This is a genomic window from Massilimicrobiota sp. An80, assembly GCF_002159255.1.
Classification (GTDB): Bacteria; Bacillota_I; Bacilli_A; order Erysipelotrichales; family Coprobacillaceae; genus Allocoprobacillus; species Allocoprobacillus merdigallinarum.
Map to the genome: position 1 here is coordinate 1 of NZ_NFHI01000047.1, position 16,877 is coordinate 16,877.

Consider the following 16,877-nt stretch of genomic DNA (forward strand, 5'->3'; position numbering starts at 1 on the left):
GAATTAAACATTATTATATCACCCAATGTTGTTAGATTGGTAACAATAAAGAAAATGATTAATAAATATGCTCTATAAGCATAGGGAATGGCATAAAAGAAGTATTTGGTTATATATAATAAATTTGATATAATCAATATGAGGTGATATTGATGACTAAACATTTATATTTAATGAGACATGGAGAAACGCTATTTAATAAAAGAAGAAAAATACAGGGTTGGTGTGACTCCCCTTTAACCAAAACTGGCATCTTGCAGGCCAAAGCAGCAAAGAAATGTTTAAAAGATATTTCATTTGATCATTACTATAGTTCTACATCCGAAAGATGTTGTGATACATTAGAAATTATTATCGGACAGGATACACCCTATAAAAGATTAAAACAACTTAAAGAAAGAAATTTTGGTGATTTTGAAGGAGAAAGTGAAGATTTAAACCCAAAGCGTTGGAGTGAATTCAATTATGATGACTTATTCCCTCATTATGGTGGAGAATATACGCATGATGTTGTAGAAAGAATGTCAAAATGTTTACTTGAAATCATGGAAAATGACGATCATCAAAATGTTTTAGCTGTATCTCATGGTGGTGCCTGTTATTCCTTCTTAAGTTCAGTAACTGATCCAAATATAGTAAGGGATAATGGCGGTTTCACTAATTGCTGTATTTTACACTTTGAATATAACGATGGGAAATTTAAATATATTGATATCTTAAGACCAGAATTCAGTTAGTAATCGTACTCTATTATTAAAGCAGGACAAAATAGTCCTGTTTTATTATTCATGAAATCTATCATATTTATCAAACTATTCTTTAAGCATCATTATAAAAACGTTTCTTGTCTATATCATCATTATTTTAACTTGTTGGTGTATATGATATAATTATTATAACAATGATATTCAAAAAGAGAGGACTTGAACAACCATGAAACAAATTGATCCCTATTCCTATCAATGTGGTGTTATTGATTGTTTTAATGAAATGGTCAAAGCTGGTATAAAAAATATAGCTTTAGCTCATCCTTGTACTACCAAAGAAGAAAGAGATAGCTATATTCCTTTTGTGGAAACTATCACAAATCAATATCAAACTTATTATTATTTGGATGATAATCCTTTAATTACTGATTTATTTCCTTATTCACTCAATAGAAAAACATATAATATTATCTTTTATAAAGAAAAGAAATATATAGAAGAATATATTGCATTAAAAGAACACAAAAGGCAATCTATTATAAATCAACAATATTCTCAGTTAAGAACAGAAATCGCTTATGAATTTGGTCATCTGTTAAGTTATTCAGATCAAACGATTGAACAATATATAAATATGAACAATGAAAAAGAAAATGATGAAGGAGAGATTTCATATGAGTCATGAAAAATATTTTATTATTGTTGTAGGATTAATTATCATAGTTTCTGCAATCTATCATTATACGTCTCAGAAGCCTCTTACAATTTATCATAATATACGCCCTATACTTGCTAAAAATATAACAGATGTTGCTAAACATAATCATGCCACTGCACTATTATTGTTTATATATGGATTGATTTTCATTTTAGAAGGCGTTATTTTCGACCAAACAGTTGTTCTTCATATAGCCATTTTCACTGCTGTACCTGGAATGTTTGTTGTTATGGCCATTTATGAATTTTTTATAAGGAGAAAATATTCAAAAAGGTAAGGTAAGTGATTATGCTTACCATTTTTTTATAGATCATATATTTATATACTTCATCAATTCAAAATTTTTATAATAGTTCTATTATTTAATTATCAAAATAGTAGCAATTTATTTGAAAATATGTTCTTAAGCCAAATAAAAAGAGATTTTCTAAATGATGATTAAACTCAACATTTCTAAAATCTCCTATTTATATATTTTGATGATTTTTATATTTTAGAAACACACACTACATGCTGTGTATCCTTCATTTTTAGCTTCACTTAAAGAAATTGCAATTTGACTTTTTCTTAAATAACGACAACCAGCACGATGATATTTACTACCGGTTTTTGTAATATAAACTGTTTCTCCAATATTCGTATTTGATGATTGTGTTGTTCTATTTGTTGAAGAATGATGTGTTGTATGATGAGATGATGTCGTTGATTTCTTTTGAGTGGATGGAACAGTAATGTGACAAGTTTGTGTATGTCCGTCTACAGTGGCACTTATAGTTGCAGAGCCTGCTTTTAATGCAGATATATGACCTGCCTCATCCACCGTCACAACATCTGGATTACTTGATGAGTATGTAATGGCATGATGACTGTTCGTTGTGAGTTTTAATGTTTGTGTTTCATTTGGTTTCAAAGTCATTGAAGTCTTTGAAGCTTTCAAAGTTACTTCTTCAATCGTAACAGGTATATCTATTGTTGATTGATTTTGATATTCATCTTTAACTATAGCTTTCGCAACATATTTTCCTGGTGTATTGTAATTGACATCATCATCAATAATGGTAGTCTCATATTCCGATAAATCCTGTATAGATAGGCATTCTTCATAATCAATAGTATGATTTTGTAATGCAGTTACTTCTTCTCATAATTGTAATTGAGGAGCCGTTGTATCTTCTACTGAAATATGTAAAGTTTCTTTTTTATTTCCCAATTGAAAATCAATTGTATAATCTCCAACATCTAAGATATCTTTAAAATCATCTATATCTTGACTACTGTATTCAATATTTTCAATATCACCATTAGTTTCAATAAAATCATCAAATTGATTTGGTAAAGTTTCTCCATATTCTAAAGTTAATGTATCTTTGATTAAATGAAAATCTTGCCTATTCCATAAAATAATACCTATAATGCATACAATAACAAATATACCTAAAATTGGTAAAACAATTTTCTTTTTTTATTTCCCTATAATCTTTTCCCCTATCTTTCCTCAAAAACTGCTTTATCACCTGTATGTAAATAAATGCGATATTTTTCTATAATCTCTTCTAATTCATTATATGTATTGACTTTAGAGAGATGATTCTTAATAGCACTTGCTGATTTTAAACCTTTGATATACCATGGAGCGTGTCCTCGCATTTGTCTCATAGCATTTTTTTCGCCCTCAACACTCATCAATCTTTTAGCATGTGATAAGCATTGATTGAGTTTTTCATCCATTGTTGGTTCTTCTAATAAAACTCCATTTTCAACATAAGCAACCATCTGTTGAATAACCCATGGATTCCCAAGCGCTGCTCTTCCAACCATCACAGCATCACAACCTGTTTCTTCCAACATACGTTTTGCATCTTGAGCTGTTTTGACATCTCCATTACCAATAACGGGAATAGAGACAGATTCTTTCACCTGTCTGATATAGTCCCAGTTGGCATGACCTTCATACATTTGTGAACGTGTTCTTCCATGTACAGCAATAGCACTCGCTCCTGCTTTTTCAATCAATTTTGCAATTTCTACACAGTTAATAGAATCAAAGTCATAACCAATACGTATCTTAACAGTCACTGGCTTGCTGACAGCTTCCACCACATTTTTAACAATATCATAAACCAAATCAGGATACTGCAACAAATAACTTCCTGCATGAGCTTTTAAAACTTTCTGAACAGGACATCCCATATTAATATCAATAATATCACAGTTTGAATGTTCGTCTACAAACTTGGCTGCTTTGACCATGGAATCTACATCCCCACCAAATATCTGTATACTAACCGGATGTTCATCTTCATCAATCGTCAACATTTCGATCGTTTTTTGATTACCATAACACAAGGCTTTATCACTAACCATTTCACTAACGACTAACCCAGCTCCAAATTCTTTAATAATCTTTCTAAACGCAACATTTGTGATACCAGCCATAGGCGCCATAATAATTCTATTTTTAATTTCTATATTTCCAATTTTCATTTTTTTCACCATAACACAATATAACATACTTTCTTGAAAATACAAAGACAAATACTTGATATAGTATAAAACATAGGAGGCGATAAAGAATAAATTTTCCATTGGCAATGTAATATTTTCCCTCTCCCATTCAAAATACATTGTTAGTAATAAACAAATGCGATTCTCATCAAAAGAATCGTATTTTTTTGTTATAATGATGATTGAGGTGATCATGATGGAAAAACACATAAAAGTGGGTGTAGGTGTTATGATTATTCATGATAATCAAATACTCATGGGACATAGAAATGCTCATTATGAAGATACAGGTGGTATCTATCAACCTGATTGCTGGTGTCTACCAGGTGGCAAACAGGAATTTGATGAAACAATATATGAATGTGCAAAAAGAGAAGTCAAAGAAGAAACAAATCTTCATATTGATGATTTACATATTGTTAATGTTGTTGATGATTTCCAAAAAGATAAACATTTTGTAACGATTCATGTTGTGGCCAAAAAATATGATGGTAAGCTCCAAGTTATGGAACCTGATAAACAAGATGAATGGCGCTGGTTTTCATTAAATGAGTTACCTAAAAATATTTATTTACCCTCACTCAAATTTATTGAATTTTATTTGAATAAAAATAAAAGATCTGTCAACCATATAAACAGATAACTTACACTTTCCCCTCTATTTTTCCTCCCCAATATAAAATAGATGTAAGTTATCAAAGTTATATTCCTAATATTGGTAAACCCCAAAAAGAGAAGGCACCTTCCCCTTGTGCCTTCTTTTTTTATAAAAATTTATCTTTATCTATATGACTTTTCATTTTATATCATTATTTGAAAAGTGATTACATATTGGCTATTTTTCTGACTGTATTTGCTGTTCTTATCGTTAGTTTTGCATTGATATTTGCACTTGCTGTCTTGGACCACCAATTTGTTTTTTGATAATCTTTACGACTAAAAGACCAAAATATCACTTCTTTATAATTCTCTATCTTTTCTAATTCTTTTTTTGGTTCCCCAATTTCATTATAGACGTCCAAGAATTTTGCTGATGGTATAATAAAAATAAGATTATCATAAATATCTTTGTTATTATTGCCCCACCATTGAGGTGAATTGTGTAAAATATCTAGAAGATCTTGTTTTGATATAACAAAAACAGAAATGTCTAAATGAAACTGATTGTGAATCACGAGTTCAATTTGATTTGTCAACTTCTTTATATCATCTTCGTGACTAGAAAAAATAACATTTCCACTATTAAGATAAGTCTTAACATCTTCAAATGCAAGTTGTTCAAAACCTTCTTTTAATGCTGGCATAAAGACTTTATTTTTTCCACTTACATTGATTCCTCTCAATAAGGCAACATATCTTTTCATATTCTTCATCGCCTCTATAAATTAGGATTTATTTCTCTAATATTCTTTTCAAATCCATAACAAACTGTGTTTGCTGTTTTTTTAAATATGATTTTACAAATGGCTTCATATAGAATTTCTTTGCTGTTACCTGTTCTGTAAAATCAATCTCCGTTTTATCGTCTATGGAAGTGAAAATGCCAATCCAATGTCCTTTCATATTGCTATTTTCCATATCAAATTCCCAGCGCTTATGTGGTTCTACAACAGTGATAGTAAAAGTGGTGGAATAGCCGTTTTTGGTATATTCAATAAATTGTTCTTCATTTATTACTTCCGTTTTACTTAAATCACTTCGCCATTGAGTATATTTATCAACTGCTAAAACAGTTTCCCAAACTTTATGAATATTACTATCAATGCTGTCTTTTATATTTGAAATTGTCATTTTTTGCACTTCCTCTCAAATTATAATTTTTATTGAATATATTCCAATAATGGTCTTAGATATTCCTTATCAGTCCAATCACATTTTTCTCCTACTGCACTCATGAGTGCTTTCATCCAAGGTTCATAAGTGCTAGGATCTTTCTTTGCTATAGCTTTTTGTAACATTTTGCATAAAGTTCTATCTTTCAATGACATTTTTTCTTCATCCCAAGCACCTCTCGCATAAAATGTTGGTACATTTTTTAAATCTTCTTTAAGATTATGTGCTTTTACTTCATTAAATGCTTTCTTGTCAAATGGTGATGCACCAACACATAGTATAGCTATTTTTTTATTTTTTAATAAATGATAGTTTTTCCTAAGAAATGATAAACCTGCTATACCAGAAGCATAGATACCACCACATAATACAATTGTATTATATTTTTCTATATCTTTTATCTTTGCATGTGGTGTTTCTATATAATCAAATTGAGTTTCTTCAATTAACCAATTGACATATTTTTTTGTTGATCCATACTTTGATTGATAAATGATAATACCATTTTCCATATTTTCATCTCACTTTCTCATAACGCATTTTCATGATAAATTATATTTTACAATACAATTATATCAGGAATATATCACACAATCATTTCTTTTCAGCTTCTAACAAACTATTATCTCCAAAATTTTTTGTATCATCAAATAGTCGTAAGACATTCTATGATTTCACAACATAAAAAAAGAATATCCTACTGGATATCCTCTAATAATGATTTTAATTCATCTTCACTAAAAGTATACTTTGAATTACAGAACTGACATGTCATTTCACAACCATGATCTTCATCAATCATCGCTTGAATTTCATCTTTTCCTACTGTCATTAATGCATTTCTCATTTTATCTTTTGAACAGTCACATTCAAAAGATAAATCTTGCGTATCTAATATTTCAACATCTTCAAAAATCATTTTTAATATTTCTTCAGGTGTATGACCTTCATTTAATAAAGCAGAAACTGCTGGGAAATTTCTCATTTTATCTTCAATATAAGAAATATCTTCATCACTGGCTTCAGGTAAAAGTTGGATAATAAATCCACCACTAGATAAGATTTCATTTGTTGTATCAACAAGAACACCTAATGAAACGACAGATGGCACCTGTTCTGATACCATAAAATAATAAGAAAAATCTTCACCAATTTCACCAGTTTGGATAGGTACAGTCCCAATAAATGGTTCTTTTAATCCCATATCCTTAATCACTTGTAAAGTTCCCTGATTTCCTACAGCTAAACCAACACCGAGTTTACCTGTATCTTCATAAGTATAATGAACATGTGGATTTCCAACAAAAGCTTTAATTTTCCCATCACTATGTGTACATGCCATTAATGTGCCAATAGATCCACCACCGTTCATTGTGACGGTCATTTTCTCATGATTTTTATTCATCGCTCCAAGCATCAAAGTGGCTGACATCAAACGTCCTAAAGCTGCTGAAGCTGTTGGCCATAAGTCATGCTTTTGTCTTGCTGTTTCTAATAAATGCTGTGTTGTACATGCAAATACACGACAGTTTTTTGATTGTACTAAACCTCTCACTAAATAATCTTTCATCTTTTAACCTCCTAGCGCAAAGTAACCAATTAACGGAATAACCATAGACGCAATAATAATAAGAACCAATAATTTACTCATTGTACTTCTTTTCATTGTAATCTCCTCTTACAAAAATAAGCACATACGTGCTTATTTCATTTCATCTAATAAATCATCATCTAAATTCACTGTGTTTTTCTTTTCTTCTACTGGTGGGTTTTGATCATGATGATCATTGTCATCCACACCATTATCCATTTCTAACATATGTCCAGTGTTATATAATGATTCAATTTGTTCATTATTTAATGTTTCATGCTCTAATAAAGCATTCGCAATAATAATTAACTTATCTTTTTGTTCATTGATAATCTGACGACATTGTTCATAACAACTATCAATAATCTTACGAACTTGCTGATCAATTTCATAAGCAATTTGACCAGAATGTGTATTGCTTGTAGAAGAATAATCTCTACCTAAGAATACTGCATCATGACCAGAATCATATTTAATTGGTCCTAAATCAGACATACCTAATTCAGTAACCATTAATCTGGCAATACGAGTCGCCTGTTCAATATCATTATGCGCACCAGAAGAGACATCACCAAAGAAGATTTCTTCAGCCACACGTCCACCCATAAATCCTGTAATGCTTGCCATTAACTGTGATTTTGTCTGGAAATACGTTTCTTCTTTTGGTGTCATTAAGTTATATCCACCAGCTTGACCTCTAGGAATAATTGTGACTTTTTGAACTTTATTGGCATCCTCTAAAGTTAAACCAATAATTGCATGTCCTGCTTCATGATAAGCGACCAATTTTCTTTCTTTTTCTGTATACTTACGTGATTTTTTCGCAGGTCCACCAATAACACGGTCAATCGCTTCATCAACATCATCTAAAGTAATACGTTTATGTCCTAAACGAACCGCTAATAAAGCCGCTTCATTTAATACGTTAGCTAACTCTGCACCTGAGAAACCAGGAGTACGTTGTGCAATGTTATCAAAATTCACATCATCTGTAAATTTCTTATTACGTGCATGCACACGTAAGATTTCAGCTCTCGCTTTTTTATCTGGGTTTGCAACTTGAATTTGTCTATCAAAACGTCCTGGACGAAGTAATGCAGGGTCTAAGACATCAGCACGGTTTGTTGCTGCTAAAATGATAATACCTTCATTACCACTAAATCCATCCATTTCAACTAATAACTGGTTCAATGTCTGTTCACGTTCATCATGTCCACCACCGACACCAGTTCCTCTTTGACGCCCCACAGCATCAATTTCATCAATGAAGATGATACATGGTGCATTTTGTTTTGCCTTTTTAAACATATCACGCACACGTCCAGCACCAACACCAACGAACATTTCTACGAATTCAGAACCTGAAATAGAATAGAAAGGTACATTGGCTTCACCAGCCACTGCTCTCGCAAGTAATGTTTTACCTGTACCTGGAGGCCCTACAAGTAATACACCTCTAGGAATTTTAGCCCCCATGTTGGCAAATTTCTTTGGATTTTTCAAGAAATCTACTAATTCTTTTAATTCTTCTTTTTCTTCATCTGCTCCAGCAACATCTGTAAATCTTGTTTTGCTGTCTTTTTCTAATTTTGCACGTGAGTTTCCAAAATCGAAAGCTTTGGCATTGGCACCCCCGCCACCACCAATGCTTCTCATTACAAAAAACATCACACCAATCAATAAAATATATGGAAGTAAACCTAATAAAGTATCTACCAACATATTTTCACTTTTTGCATCTAAAACTTCAACTGTAATACCTTTATCTTCCATTAACTGAATTAAAGAATCTAATTCCTGATCAGTCTGTGGAACATTTGTTGTAAATGTATAATTGACTTCTTGGCCTTCTTCAGTCTTTGTATATTGTCCTTCTACACTTGTCACATAAATACCAGGCATCACTGATACTTCAGTTACATTTTCTTTATTGACAATTTCCGTAAACTCAGTATAGTTCACTTCATTTGTACGCCCCATATTTAATAATGGAACTAATGAACTTAATAAAATAATGACAAGAACCCAAGGCAATATGGCTTTTATTAAACTCTTATTCTTATTGTTCATATAATCTCCTTTTCACTACTGATAACATTCTTCTTTTAAAATACCTACATAAGGTAATTGACGATATTTCTCATTAAAATCCAATCCAAATCCAATCACAAATGCATTAGGAATTTCAAATCCTACATACTTTGCTTCAATTGGATAAGTACGTCCTTCTTTTTTATCTAACATTGTGACAATTTCAACAGAATTTGCACCACGTTCTTCAAGCATTGCTTTGACTGTTGTTAATGTTTTACCGGTATCTAAAATATCTTCTACAAGTAAGATATCTTTACCTTTGACATCCTGATCCAAATCTTTCTTGATTGTAATTGTTCGTGATTCAACACCTTCATAACTGCTGACATCCATATAATCAAATGTCACATCTAATTCTATATATTTAGATAATTCCGCTAAAAAAGGAACAGATCCTTTTAATAAACCAACCAGAATCACTTCTTTATCATTATAATCATTTGTAATTTGTTTTGCTAATTCTTTACACTTCTCAACAATTTCTTCTTGAGTATATAAAATCTCTTTAACATCTTTATGCATACTTCTCACTCCTTATAATAAGCCTTTTTATTTTATCACAAATACATTTGGTTTTGTAGTCAAATAATCAATGTTTTTTGCAATATGTGGAACTAAAACAATAGTTCCATCCTTATTCACGACAACAGGCCATGTTTTTCTTTTCAAAGCAGGAATTTTTGCATTTATAAATAGACGTGAGAGCTTTTTTGTTCCAGAAGATGTCATAATGCTATCGCCTTCTTTCATTGTACGGATAGTAATTGGATAATCTTCAGGGGCAAGAAAGACCCCTTCATTGATATGACCACTATCTAATAAATGGAAATACTCACAACCAAAAGGCATATATTCTCTAAATTCAAAATGATAGCCCTTGGTTTTATCTTTATCAATGATGTAGATATTATCGTATTCTTTTATGAACAGATAATTAACTGGTAAATTCATTTGAATATTTGGTTTCACACTATCAATCTGATGCTTGATTTCCTGAATAAGAGAATAAGAAATTAACTGTGTTGGCATCACATCACGTAAAATTAAATAAAGGAAGATTTCTCTTAACTCTTTAGGAATATAATAATAGTAAATAATGCCATCTGTTTTATATTGTTGGTAATAGGTTTGAACTTTAAACTCTAATTCTTTGATTCTTTGATTATGTGCTTCAGCCTTTTTTAAAAGTCCTTCTTTTTGTTGTAATGTATAATGATTCAAAACAGTATTACGAACTTTATCTCTTTCAAAATCCGTTTCAAAATTTGTATAATCATCATGATAAGGAATATGCCCATCTTGACATCTTTTGATGATTTCTTCTTTATATAGACACATTAAAGGTCTAATAATGCGCATATTTTGAACATGTGTTTCCTGTTTAATTCCTAAATAGTGAACCGTATTATGATGGGATAACTGCATATAAATAGTTTCCAGATGATCATCTAAATGATGACCTAAAATCACACCATCAACATGATAAAGATCATAGATTTCTTTATAAAAATTATATCTTAACGTTCTTGCCTGATTTTGAAAATTACCCTGATGATAATCTTGAGGATGAAATTCTTTATAATAGAAAGGAATTCCATACGTTGCACAATAATCACTGACTAACTCATAATCCATATAACTATCATGACGATAATTATAATTCACATGAGCAACCAGCAAATGATACCCTTCCTTTCTTAAAGTATCTAAAAGATACATTGAATCGCATCCACCAGATACACCAATCACGTAATATTTTGAACGATCTAATAACTCTAAATTCATGCTATCACTCCATGAGGACATTATATCAAAGAAATGATAATTCCAAAACAAAAATCCCAATATTTTGGGATTATTGCTTACATATTTTTAAAACCATGATGGTCATATCATCATTCCTTTGTTCATCATTTGCCAATGTCATAAATAAATGAGCAATATCTTTAGGATGATCATCACCAATCAAATATTCATTATCCTTTAAAAATTCTCTAAAATGTCCTGAAAAACCATCACTTACCATAAAAATCATATCATTTTCTTTCAAAGTTTGTTTTTGAATCATTGTTTCAAGTGGTGAAACAATACCCATCGGTAACGTTTTAGATTCTACTTCTATGATTTCATGATCACGTAAAATATAGGTTGGACAAGCCCCATATTTCATAAATGTTGTCACTCCATTGACCAGATTGATTTCTATCATATCAACCGTAGTAAACATATCATTACGATTTTTAATTTTTAATAAAGCATTCACTGATTGAATGGTATCATTTAAAGAAATGCCATTTGTAATTAACTGTTTCATGACATCTAATGTCAAGCTTGAATCATCACTTGCTTTTTGTCCCTGCCCCATACCATCACTCAAGGCAAAATAGTCATTTTCATTCATAGAAAAAATCGTATAACTATCCCCACAGGCAATACTTTCTTTAGCACATTGTGAGACTCCGTATTGAATAAAATAACGGGTATGATGTTTTAAAACAAGATATGTATAACCTAACTGATGCATGGGTGTTTTGATAACTTCTATATCCAATGTTTCATTAAGATAAGCTTCAAGAATCGGTATAAATTCATTTTCAATTTCTTCTCTAGTCATATCATATAGCCCTATTTCTAAATAATAGACTGATTGTGATTCATAGTATTTTTTAAGATGTGCCAATTGAAAATGATAACCTTCCATATGTTCATAAATATGCTTTTCTTCAATATGTCCAATTTCCAGTTGATGAGAAAACTGATGAAAAACATGATTTAATAATGAAAATTGATGATAGAGATCATTTTTCATCACTTTATATTCTTCTTGAACTCGTCTGATTTTCCGATAATCTTTACGATACTGCTGTACTAAAGCTAGATATTTTTCTGGATTTAAACAATATTGATGAATAAAATCTTCATCAGCTTCACTATAACTTTCTTTCAATCCTTTATTCATTAATTTGACTAAACGATGTGGTCCATATTTTTTATGAAAGCAAGTGGTTTGACTTGAACAATTCTGACACATATCTTCATAAATATAACCCACATATTCTAAAGAACGATTAGGTGCAGGTGCTTTCGTAAACAGAGCCGTCATCTGTTCAAATAAATGACAGAAAGAATCAACCTGTTTTGATAATTGTTGTTTAAAAGTCATTTCCTGATAACTTGAAGACAACACAGGTTTATGTAAACGCATCGGTAAGATGAAAAAAATCAAGCCACTGGCAACGACAATAAATCCATGATATGTATATTGAAAATCTAAAAAGAATGGCAAAATAAGATGAGATACAAAATATAGAGAGACGATAGTTGATTTTTTATGACAAGGAATCATATAGAAAAAGAAAAGGGGTAGTAAAAAAGATAAAATATCATCTTTATATCCTAGATCCATCAACAGCATCAACATAGCACTATAAAATAATCCTGGCAATAAATCATCTAAACATTCATGATAAATCATAATTAAAATAAAAATACGAATTAATATCATTGTTGACATTTGAGAATATGGCAATAACCCCATTGTACATATAAGAATTACAACTGTTAAAGCTTTCATTCTTTCATGAGTTAAAAGCTCAGCTTCGCCATGCATAAATATCGGTGTTAAAGATGTAAAAATCATTGTATTGATATATGTTAAAATAGTGAGTAATAAAGTTGAAAGTAAATCTATTTGAATATAAGCATAATAGATGCCTCCAATCAATGTTAAAAGATAGGGCACATATCTTGATTTCATAGATTGAAACAGTAAACAGAATTCTAAAATAACAAAAGATATAGCACTTATCACAAAAACATCATAAGGAACATCTAAGAATATAACCCCTATACCAAGCCCTATAGCATAACCTATAATAGACTGATACCCACACATAAAGCACACATAAAAAAAAGGCAATGCAAATAATAATGATGTTGAATAAATATGTACAATAGAAATTAAAAAAGAAATTAATGTTATATAAAAAATAAATTGGTACCTAATCTTTTTCATACGACTAGGACTAAGAATCAGTTCCATTTTTCCCACCTCTTGCCATTATTATAGAGGTTCCCTTTTGCATTATTTGTCATATTTAAAAGACAATCATTATTTTTTTAAACAGTCATCATTCTATAGATTTTACTTATCCTATTCAAAAGATTATACTAAAACTGAGAGACATCAAAGGAGGTCATAACTATGTCATATAAACGTGTTCAAACATATTTTCATCAACTTCATTTAGCAGATCGTATTATTGATTTAAAGGATTCTAGCGCAACTGTTGAATTAGCTTCAAAAGCATTAGGATGTCAACCTCAACAGATTGCTAAAACTTTATCTTTTTTAATAGATGAACAACCTTTGTTGATTGTTATGGCTGGTGATGCCAAAATTGACAATAAAAAATATAAACAATACTTCCATAAAAAAGCAAAAATGATTCCTAATGAACTTGTTGAATCCTATATTGGACATAGTCCTGGTGGTGTATGTCCTTTTGCAGTCAAAGACAATGTACAAATTTATCTTGATATCTCTTTACAAAAGTTAGCATACGTCTACCCTGCAGCTGGCAATGATCATAGTGCGATTCGTTTATCTTGTCATGAATTAGAAGAGTGTTGTCATCCTCAAGACTGGATAGATGTTTGTAAATAAGAAAAGTTCCCCCTAAAGGGAACTAATATTTAAAATAGAAGAGAACACCCTGTGGTGTATTTTCAACACCATATTCAAAATGATGCAATTCCAATATAGCTTTACAGATAGCTAACCCCAAACCAGTTCCACCTTCATTTCTGGCTTTATCAACTTTATGAAAAGAGAGCCAGATTTTTTGTATGTCTTCTTCTGGGATATGAGCTCCTGTATTTTCTACTGAGAAGCAATGTTCGTCCAAATGAATAATGACTTCTTCGCCTGCTTCTGTATAACGCAAAGCATTACTTATATAATTTGTAATAACCATTCCTATCTTAAAAGGGTCGGCTTGGATAATACTAGAATCTAAATCAGTTTTCAAATGAACTTTCTGTGCTTCAAACAGACAAGCCATTGATTCTAAAGCTTCGTCAACGATATCTAATAAATCTACTTCTTCAAGATCCAATGTCATATTTTGAGATTCTAGTTTTGATAAGTCTAACATAGCTAAAACAAGTTCATTAATGCGTCTTGTTTCATTTTGAATGATTTGTATGTATTCATTACGTTTCTTTTCATCCTGTTCCAGTTCAACCATTTCACTAAAACCATTAATAATGCCTAGTGGTGTTTTAATTTCATGTGTAAAATTAGAAACGAACTCTTTTCTGACAACCTCTAGTTGTTGAACACGTTCAATTTCCTGATGCAAATCATTGATTGTTTTTTCTAATTCCTTACTCATCTTATCAACACTTCGAGCCAAATCACCAAGTTCATCATGGCGTGAGGTATCAATAGGATATTCAAACTGCTTACGAGAAATACGCCAGGCAGCTAATTCTAATTGTTTGATTGGACGGACAATCATATAAGCCACAATAAAGCACATAATAATAATCAAAACAATAGCTAAAATATACGTTGATGAATTATCATACATAAATTGTTGTAAACTTTTCATACGTAGATTTTCATATTCCTGCGTTATAAAAATATAACCTACTGTTGCTGCATCTACAGTGACTTCTTCTTGCGTTTGATTAGGTGTGATCCAATCTTCTAATCGCATCATAATGGTAGAATAATATTTACCATTATATTCATAAGGATTAATCAAATAGTATTGTGTATAATCATAAATTGATGAATTAAATTCTTTTCCTGAATCCTTAAATTGTTCAAAATTCTTTTGAATTTGCTGTTTTAATCCATTAAAAGCATCATGATAATCAGTTAACATTGCTTTTTGTGTTAAGTTAGAAGAATATGATAAACCATCTGCTGAATATGGAAACAACAGCTCCATCTTGGCACTCATATAAGAACTGGCAACACCTTCTATATGTGTTATTTCACCTTCAACCTGATGCTCAATAACTGTCTGATTGTTGACTTTTATTTCTTTAAAATCCAAATCTCTCATTTCACCATTAAATTCATTATATTGGCCTATATGAACATCAATAGATATATCTAATTGTGAATTTTGATGTTGTATAATGACCTTCTCCAATTTTTCCAAATCTTTTTGACTCAATGAAGAAAAATCAATACCAACAGAATAATTCGTATCATCTTTTTCAACTATCAAAGATAATGATGGTCCTTCAACCCCATCTCTAGACATATCTAAAATCTTTCCATCAGCATCAACCAAACATTTGACTTTCGTTAAATCCCCAGAAAGCGCATGATGATATAATCTTAAAAATTGTTGGGAAGATAAATCAACTGGATTCACTGCAATTCTTTCAATATAATTTTTGGCAAACTTATCTAAGTTACGAATCGTTATTTCAGCATCAGTTTCTAATGTGTTTTTAATATAGCGCTCAATCCCTAAACGAATTTCATTACCTAATACTGCTAAAAAAGCTAATAAAATAATACAGGCTATTTTGATAACTAAACTAAAGTTTAATTTTCTCATAGATTACCCCTTAGAATCAAACATATAGCCAATTTTGACTACCGTTTGAATATAGACTGAAGCTGCTTTTAATTTTTTTCTTAATTTTTTGACATAAGTATCAACAATACGCTGATCACCATAATAATCATAACCCCAGATACGATCTAAAAGCTGATCTCTAGATAAAATTTTACGTTTATTATCAATAAAATACATCAACATCTGATATTCTTTATGTGATAAAGATACTTTTTCTCCATCAATATAAACTTCATGCGTATCATCATTAATACGGATGATTCCTTCTTCAATAATCATCCCCTGCTCATCTTTTTTAAAGCGTTTTAATAAAGCATTACATTTTGCATATAATAATGAAGGTGTAAATGGCTTAGATATAAAATCATCAGCACCAAGATCATATCCTTTTAATTTATTATCATCATCACTTAAAGCACTAATAAATAAAATAGGAATATCATTCTTTTGACGAATCTGTTTACAAACTTCATACCCATCAATACCAGGCATCATAATATCTAATAAAACAAGATCAAAGCTATCATCTAATAGTGATAAACCTTCATATCCATCACTGGCTTCAATAACTTCTTCTCCCTGTTTTTGAAAATACTCTACAATGAACTGACGTATTAGTTTTTCATCTTCAACCAATAAGACTTTCATATAAACACCTCCTATTTTTCTTTATTATAATATAAATTTATGGAAAAAATATGAAAAATAAAAAAAGGACAAAATAAATTTTGTCCATGGCGATTAATCATCTTTGATGATTATCGCTTTTTTGTATTGTATAATCATCTTAGGTGGTGTTCTTATGATTGATCTCTCTACTCCTG

The 16,877-nt window shown here is 30.6% G+C and carries 17 protein-coding genes; 5 read left to right on the forward strand and 12 right to left on the reverse strand.

The window, feature by feature from the left end:
* Nucleotides 1–152 precede the first annotated feature (152 nt).
* The 3 genes from B5G32_RS11135 (at nt 153) to B5G32_RS11145 (ending at nt 1,702) form a co-directional block, all read left to right on the forward strand.
* A complete protein-coding gene (locus B5G32_RS11135) occupies nt 153–737 on the forward strand; it encodes a histidine phosphatase family protein (protein WP_087243901.1) in 585 nt (194 codons plus the stop codon).
* A 196-nt stretch (nt 738–933) separates the two neighbouring features.
* The gene (locus B5G32_RS11140) at nt 934–1,392 is read left to right on the forward strand and encodes a hypothetical protein (protein ID WP_087936699.1); all 459 of its coding nucleotides are present in this window, start codon (nt 934–936) and stop codon (nt 1,390–1,392) included.
* A complete protein-coding gene (locus B5G32_RS11145) occupies nt 1,382–1,702 on the forward strand; it encodes a hypothetical protein (RefSeq protein WP_087936700.1) in 321 nt (106 codons plus the stop codon). Before B5G32_RS11140 ends, B5G32_RS11145 begins: the two co-directional genes overlap by 11 nt.
* A gap of 216 nt (nt 1,703–1,918) precedes the next feature.
* On the opposite strand, the gene B5G32_RS11150 is transcribed toward B5G32_RS11145, so the two are convergent.
* Together B5G32_RS11150 and dusB are read right to left on the reverse strand one after the other, a co-directional pair.
* Nucleotides 1,919–2,362 carry an Ig-like domain-containing protein gene (locus B5G32_RS11150; RefSeq protein ID WP_087936701.1) on the reverse strand — a complete coding sequence of 148 codons (444 nt, stop codon included), beginning with the start codon at nt 2,360–2,362 and terminating at the stop codon, nt 1,919–1,921.
* Between the two features lie 548 nt (nt 2,363–2,910).
* On the reverse strand, nt 2,911–3,909 hold the full coding sequence (gene dusB / locus B5G32_RS11155) for a tRNA dihydrouridine synthase DusB (protein WP_087936708.1): 999 nt from the start codon (nt 3,907–3,909) through the stop codon (nt 2,911–2,913).
* A gap of 217 nt (nt 3,910–4,126) precedes the next feature.
* On the opposite strand from dusB, the gene B5G32_RS11160 reads away from it, so the two are divergent.
* On the forward strand, nt 4,127–4,573 hold the full coding sequence (locus B5G32_RS11160; protein ID WP_087936702.1) for a nucleotide triphosphate diphosphatase NUDT15: 447 nt from the start codon (nt 4,127–4,129) through the stop codon (nt 4,571–4,573).
* Nucleotides 4,574–4,754: 181 nt separating this feature from the next.
* Here B5G32_RS11160 and B5G32_RS11165 read toward each other — a convergent pair whose 3' ends face one another.
* The 8 genes from B5G32_RS11165 to B5G32_RS11195 all read right to left on the reverse strand — a co-directional run bounded on the left by B5G32_RS11165 (nt 4,755) and on the right by B5G32_RS11195 (nt 13,490).
* Nucleotides 4,755–5,294, reverse strand: coding sequence for a DUF1697 domain-containing protein (locus B5G32_RS11165; protein ID WP_087936703.1), 540 nt, complete (start codon nt 5,292–5,294; stop codon nt 4,755–4,757).
* 28 nt (nt 5,295–5,322) lie between these two features.
* Nucleotides 5,323–5,721: an SRPBCC family protein gene (locus tag B5G32_RS11170; protein ID WP_087936704.1), complete on the reverse strand. Its 399-nt coding sequence runs from the start codon at nt 5,719–5,721 to the stop codon at nt 5,323–5,325.
* A 29-nt stretch (nt 5,722–5,750) separates the two neighbouring features.
* On the reverse strand, nt 5,751–6,275 hold the full coding sequence (locus tag B5G32_RS11175) for a flavodoxin domain-containing protein (RefSeq protein ID WP_087243908.1): 525 nt from the start codon (nt 6,273–6,275) through the stop codon (nt 5,751–5,753).
* Between the two features lie 185 nt (nt 6,276–6,460).
* Nucleotides 6,461–7,333: an Hsp33 family molecular chaperone HslO gene (gene hslO, locus B5G32_RS11180; protein ID WP_087936705.1), complete on the reverse strand. Its 873-nt coding sequence runs from the start codon at nt 7,331–7,333 to the stop codon at nt 6,461–6,463.
* Between the two features lie 132 nt (nt 7,334–7,465).
* Nucleotides 7,466–9,424: an ATP-dependent zinc metalloprotease FtsH gene (gene ftsH, locus B5G32_RS11185; RefSeq protein WP_087936706.1), complete on the reverse strand. Its 1,959-nt coding sequence runs from the start codon at nt 9,422–9,424 to the stop codon at nt 7,466–7,468.
* Between the two features lie 15 nt (nt 9,425–9,439).
* The gene (gene hpt, locus B5G32_RS14180; protein WP_087297786.1) at nt 9,440–9,970 is read right to left on the reverse strand and encodes a hypoxanthine phosphoribosyltransferase; all 531 of its coding nucleotides are present in this window, start codon (nt 9,968–9,970) and stop codon (nt 9,440–9,442) included.
* Between the two features lie 27 nt (nt 9,971–9,997).
* On the reverse strand, nt 9,998–11,233 hold the full coding sequence (gene tilS / locus B5G32_RS11190) for a tRNA lysidine(34) synthetase TilS (protein ID WP_239386241.1): 1,236 nt from the start codon (nt 11,231–11,233) through the stop codon (nt 9,998–10,000).
* 70 nt (nt 11,234–11,303) lie between these two features.
* Nucleotides 11,304–13,490 (reverse strand): SpoIIE family protein phosphatase, encoded by a 2,187-nt coding sequence (locus B5G32_RS11195; protein ID WP_087297784.1) that lies wholly within the window; start codon nt 13,488–13,490, stop codon nt 11,304–11,306.
* 162 nt (nt 13,491–13,652) lie between these two features.
* On the opposite strand from B5G32_RS11195, the gene B5G32_RS11200 reads away from it, so the two are divergent.
* Nucleotides 13,653–14,114, forward strand: a complete 462-nt coding sequence (locus tag B5G32_RS11200; protein WP_087936707.1) for a YbaK/EbsC family protein — start codon at nt 13,653–13,655, stop codon at nt 14,112–14,114.
* A gap of 22 nt (nt 14,115–14,136) precedes the next feature.
* Here B5G32_RS11200 and B5G32_RS11205 read toward each other — a convergent pair whose 3' ends face one another.
* Nucleotides 14,137–16,032 (reverse strand): sensor histidine kinase, encoded by a 1,896-nt coding sequence (locus tag B5G32_RS11205; RefSeq protein ID WP_087243913.1) that lies wholly within the window; start codon nt 16,030–16,032, stop codon nt 14,137–14,139.
* Nucleotides 16,033–16,035: 3 nt separating this feature from the next.
* Nucleotides 16,036–16,701, reverse strand: coding sequence for a response regulator transcription factor (locus B5G32_RS11210; protein ID WP_087243914.1), 666 nt, complete (start codon nt 16,699–16,701; stop codon nt 16,036–16,038).
* Between the last annotated feature and the right edge of the window lie 176 nt (nt 16,702–16,877).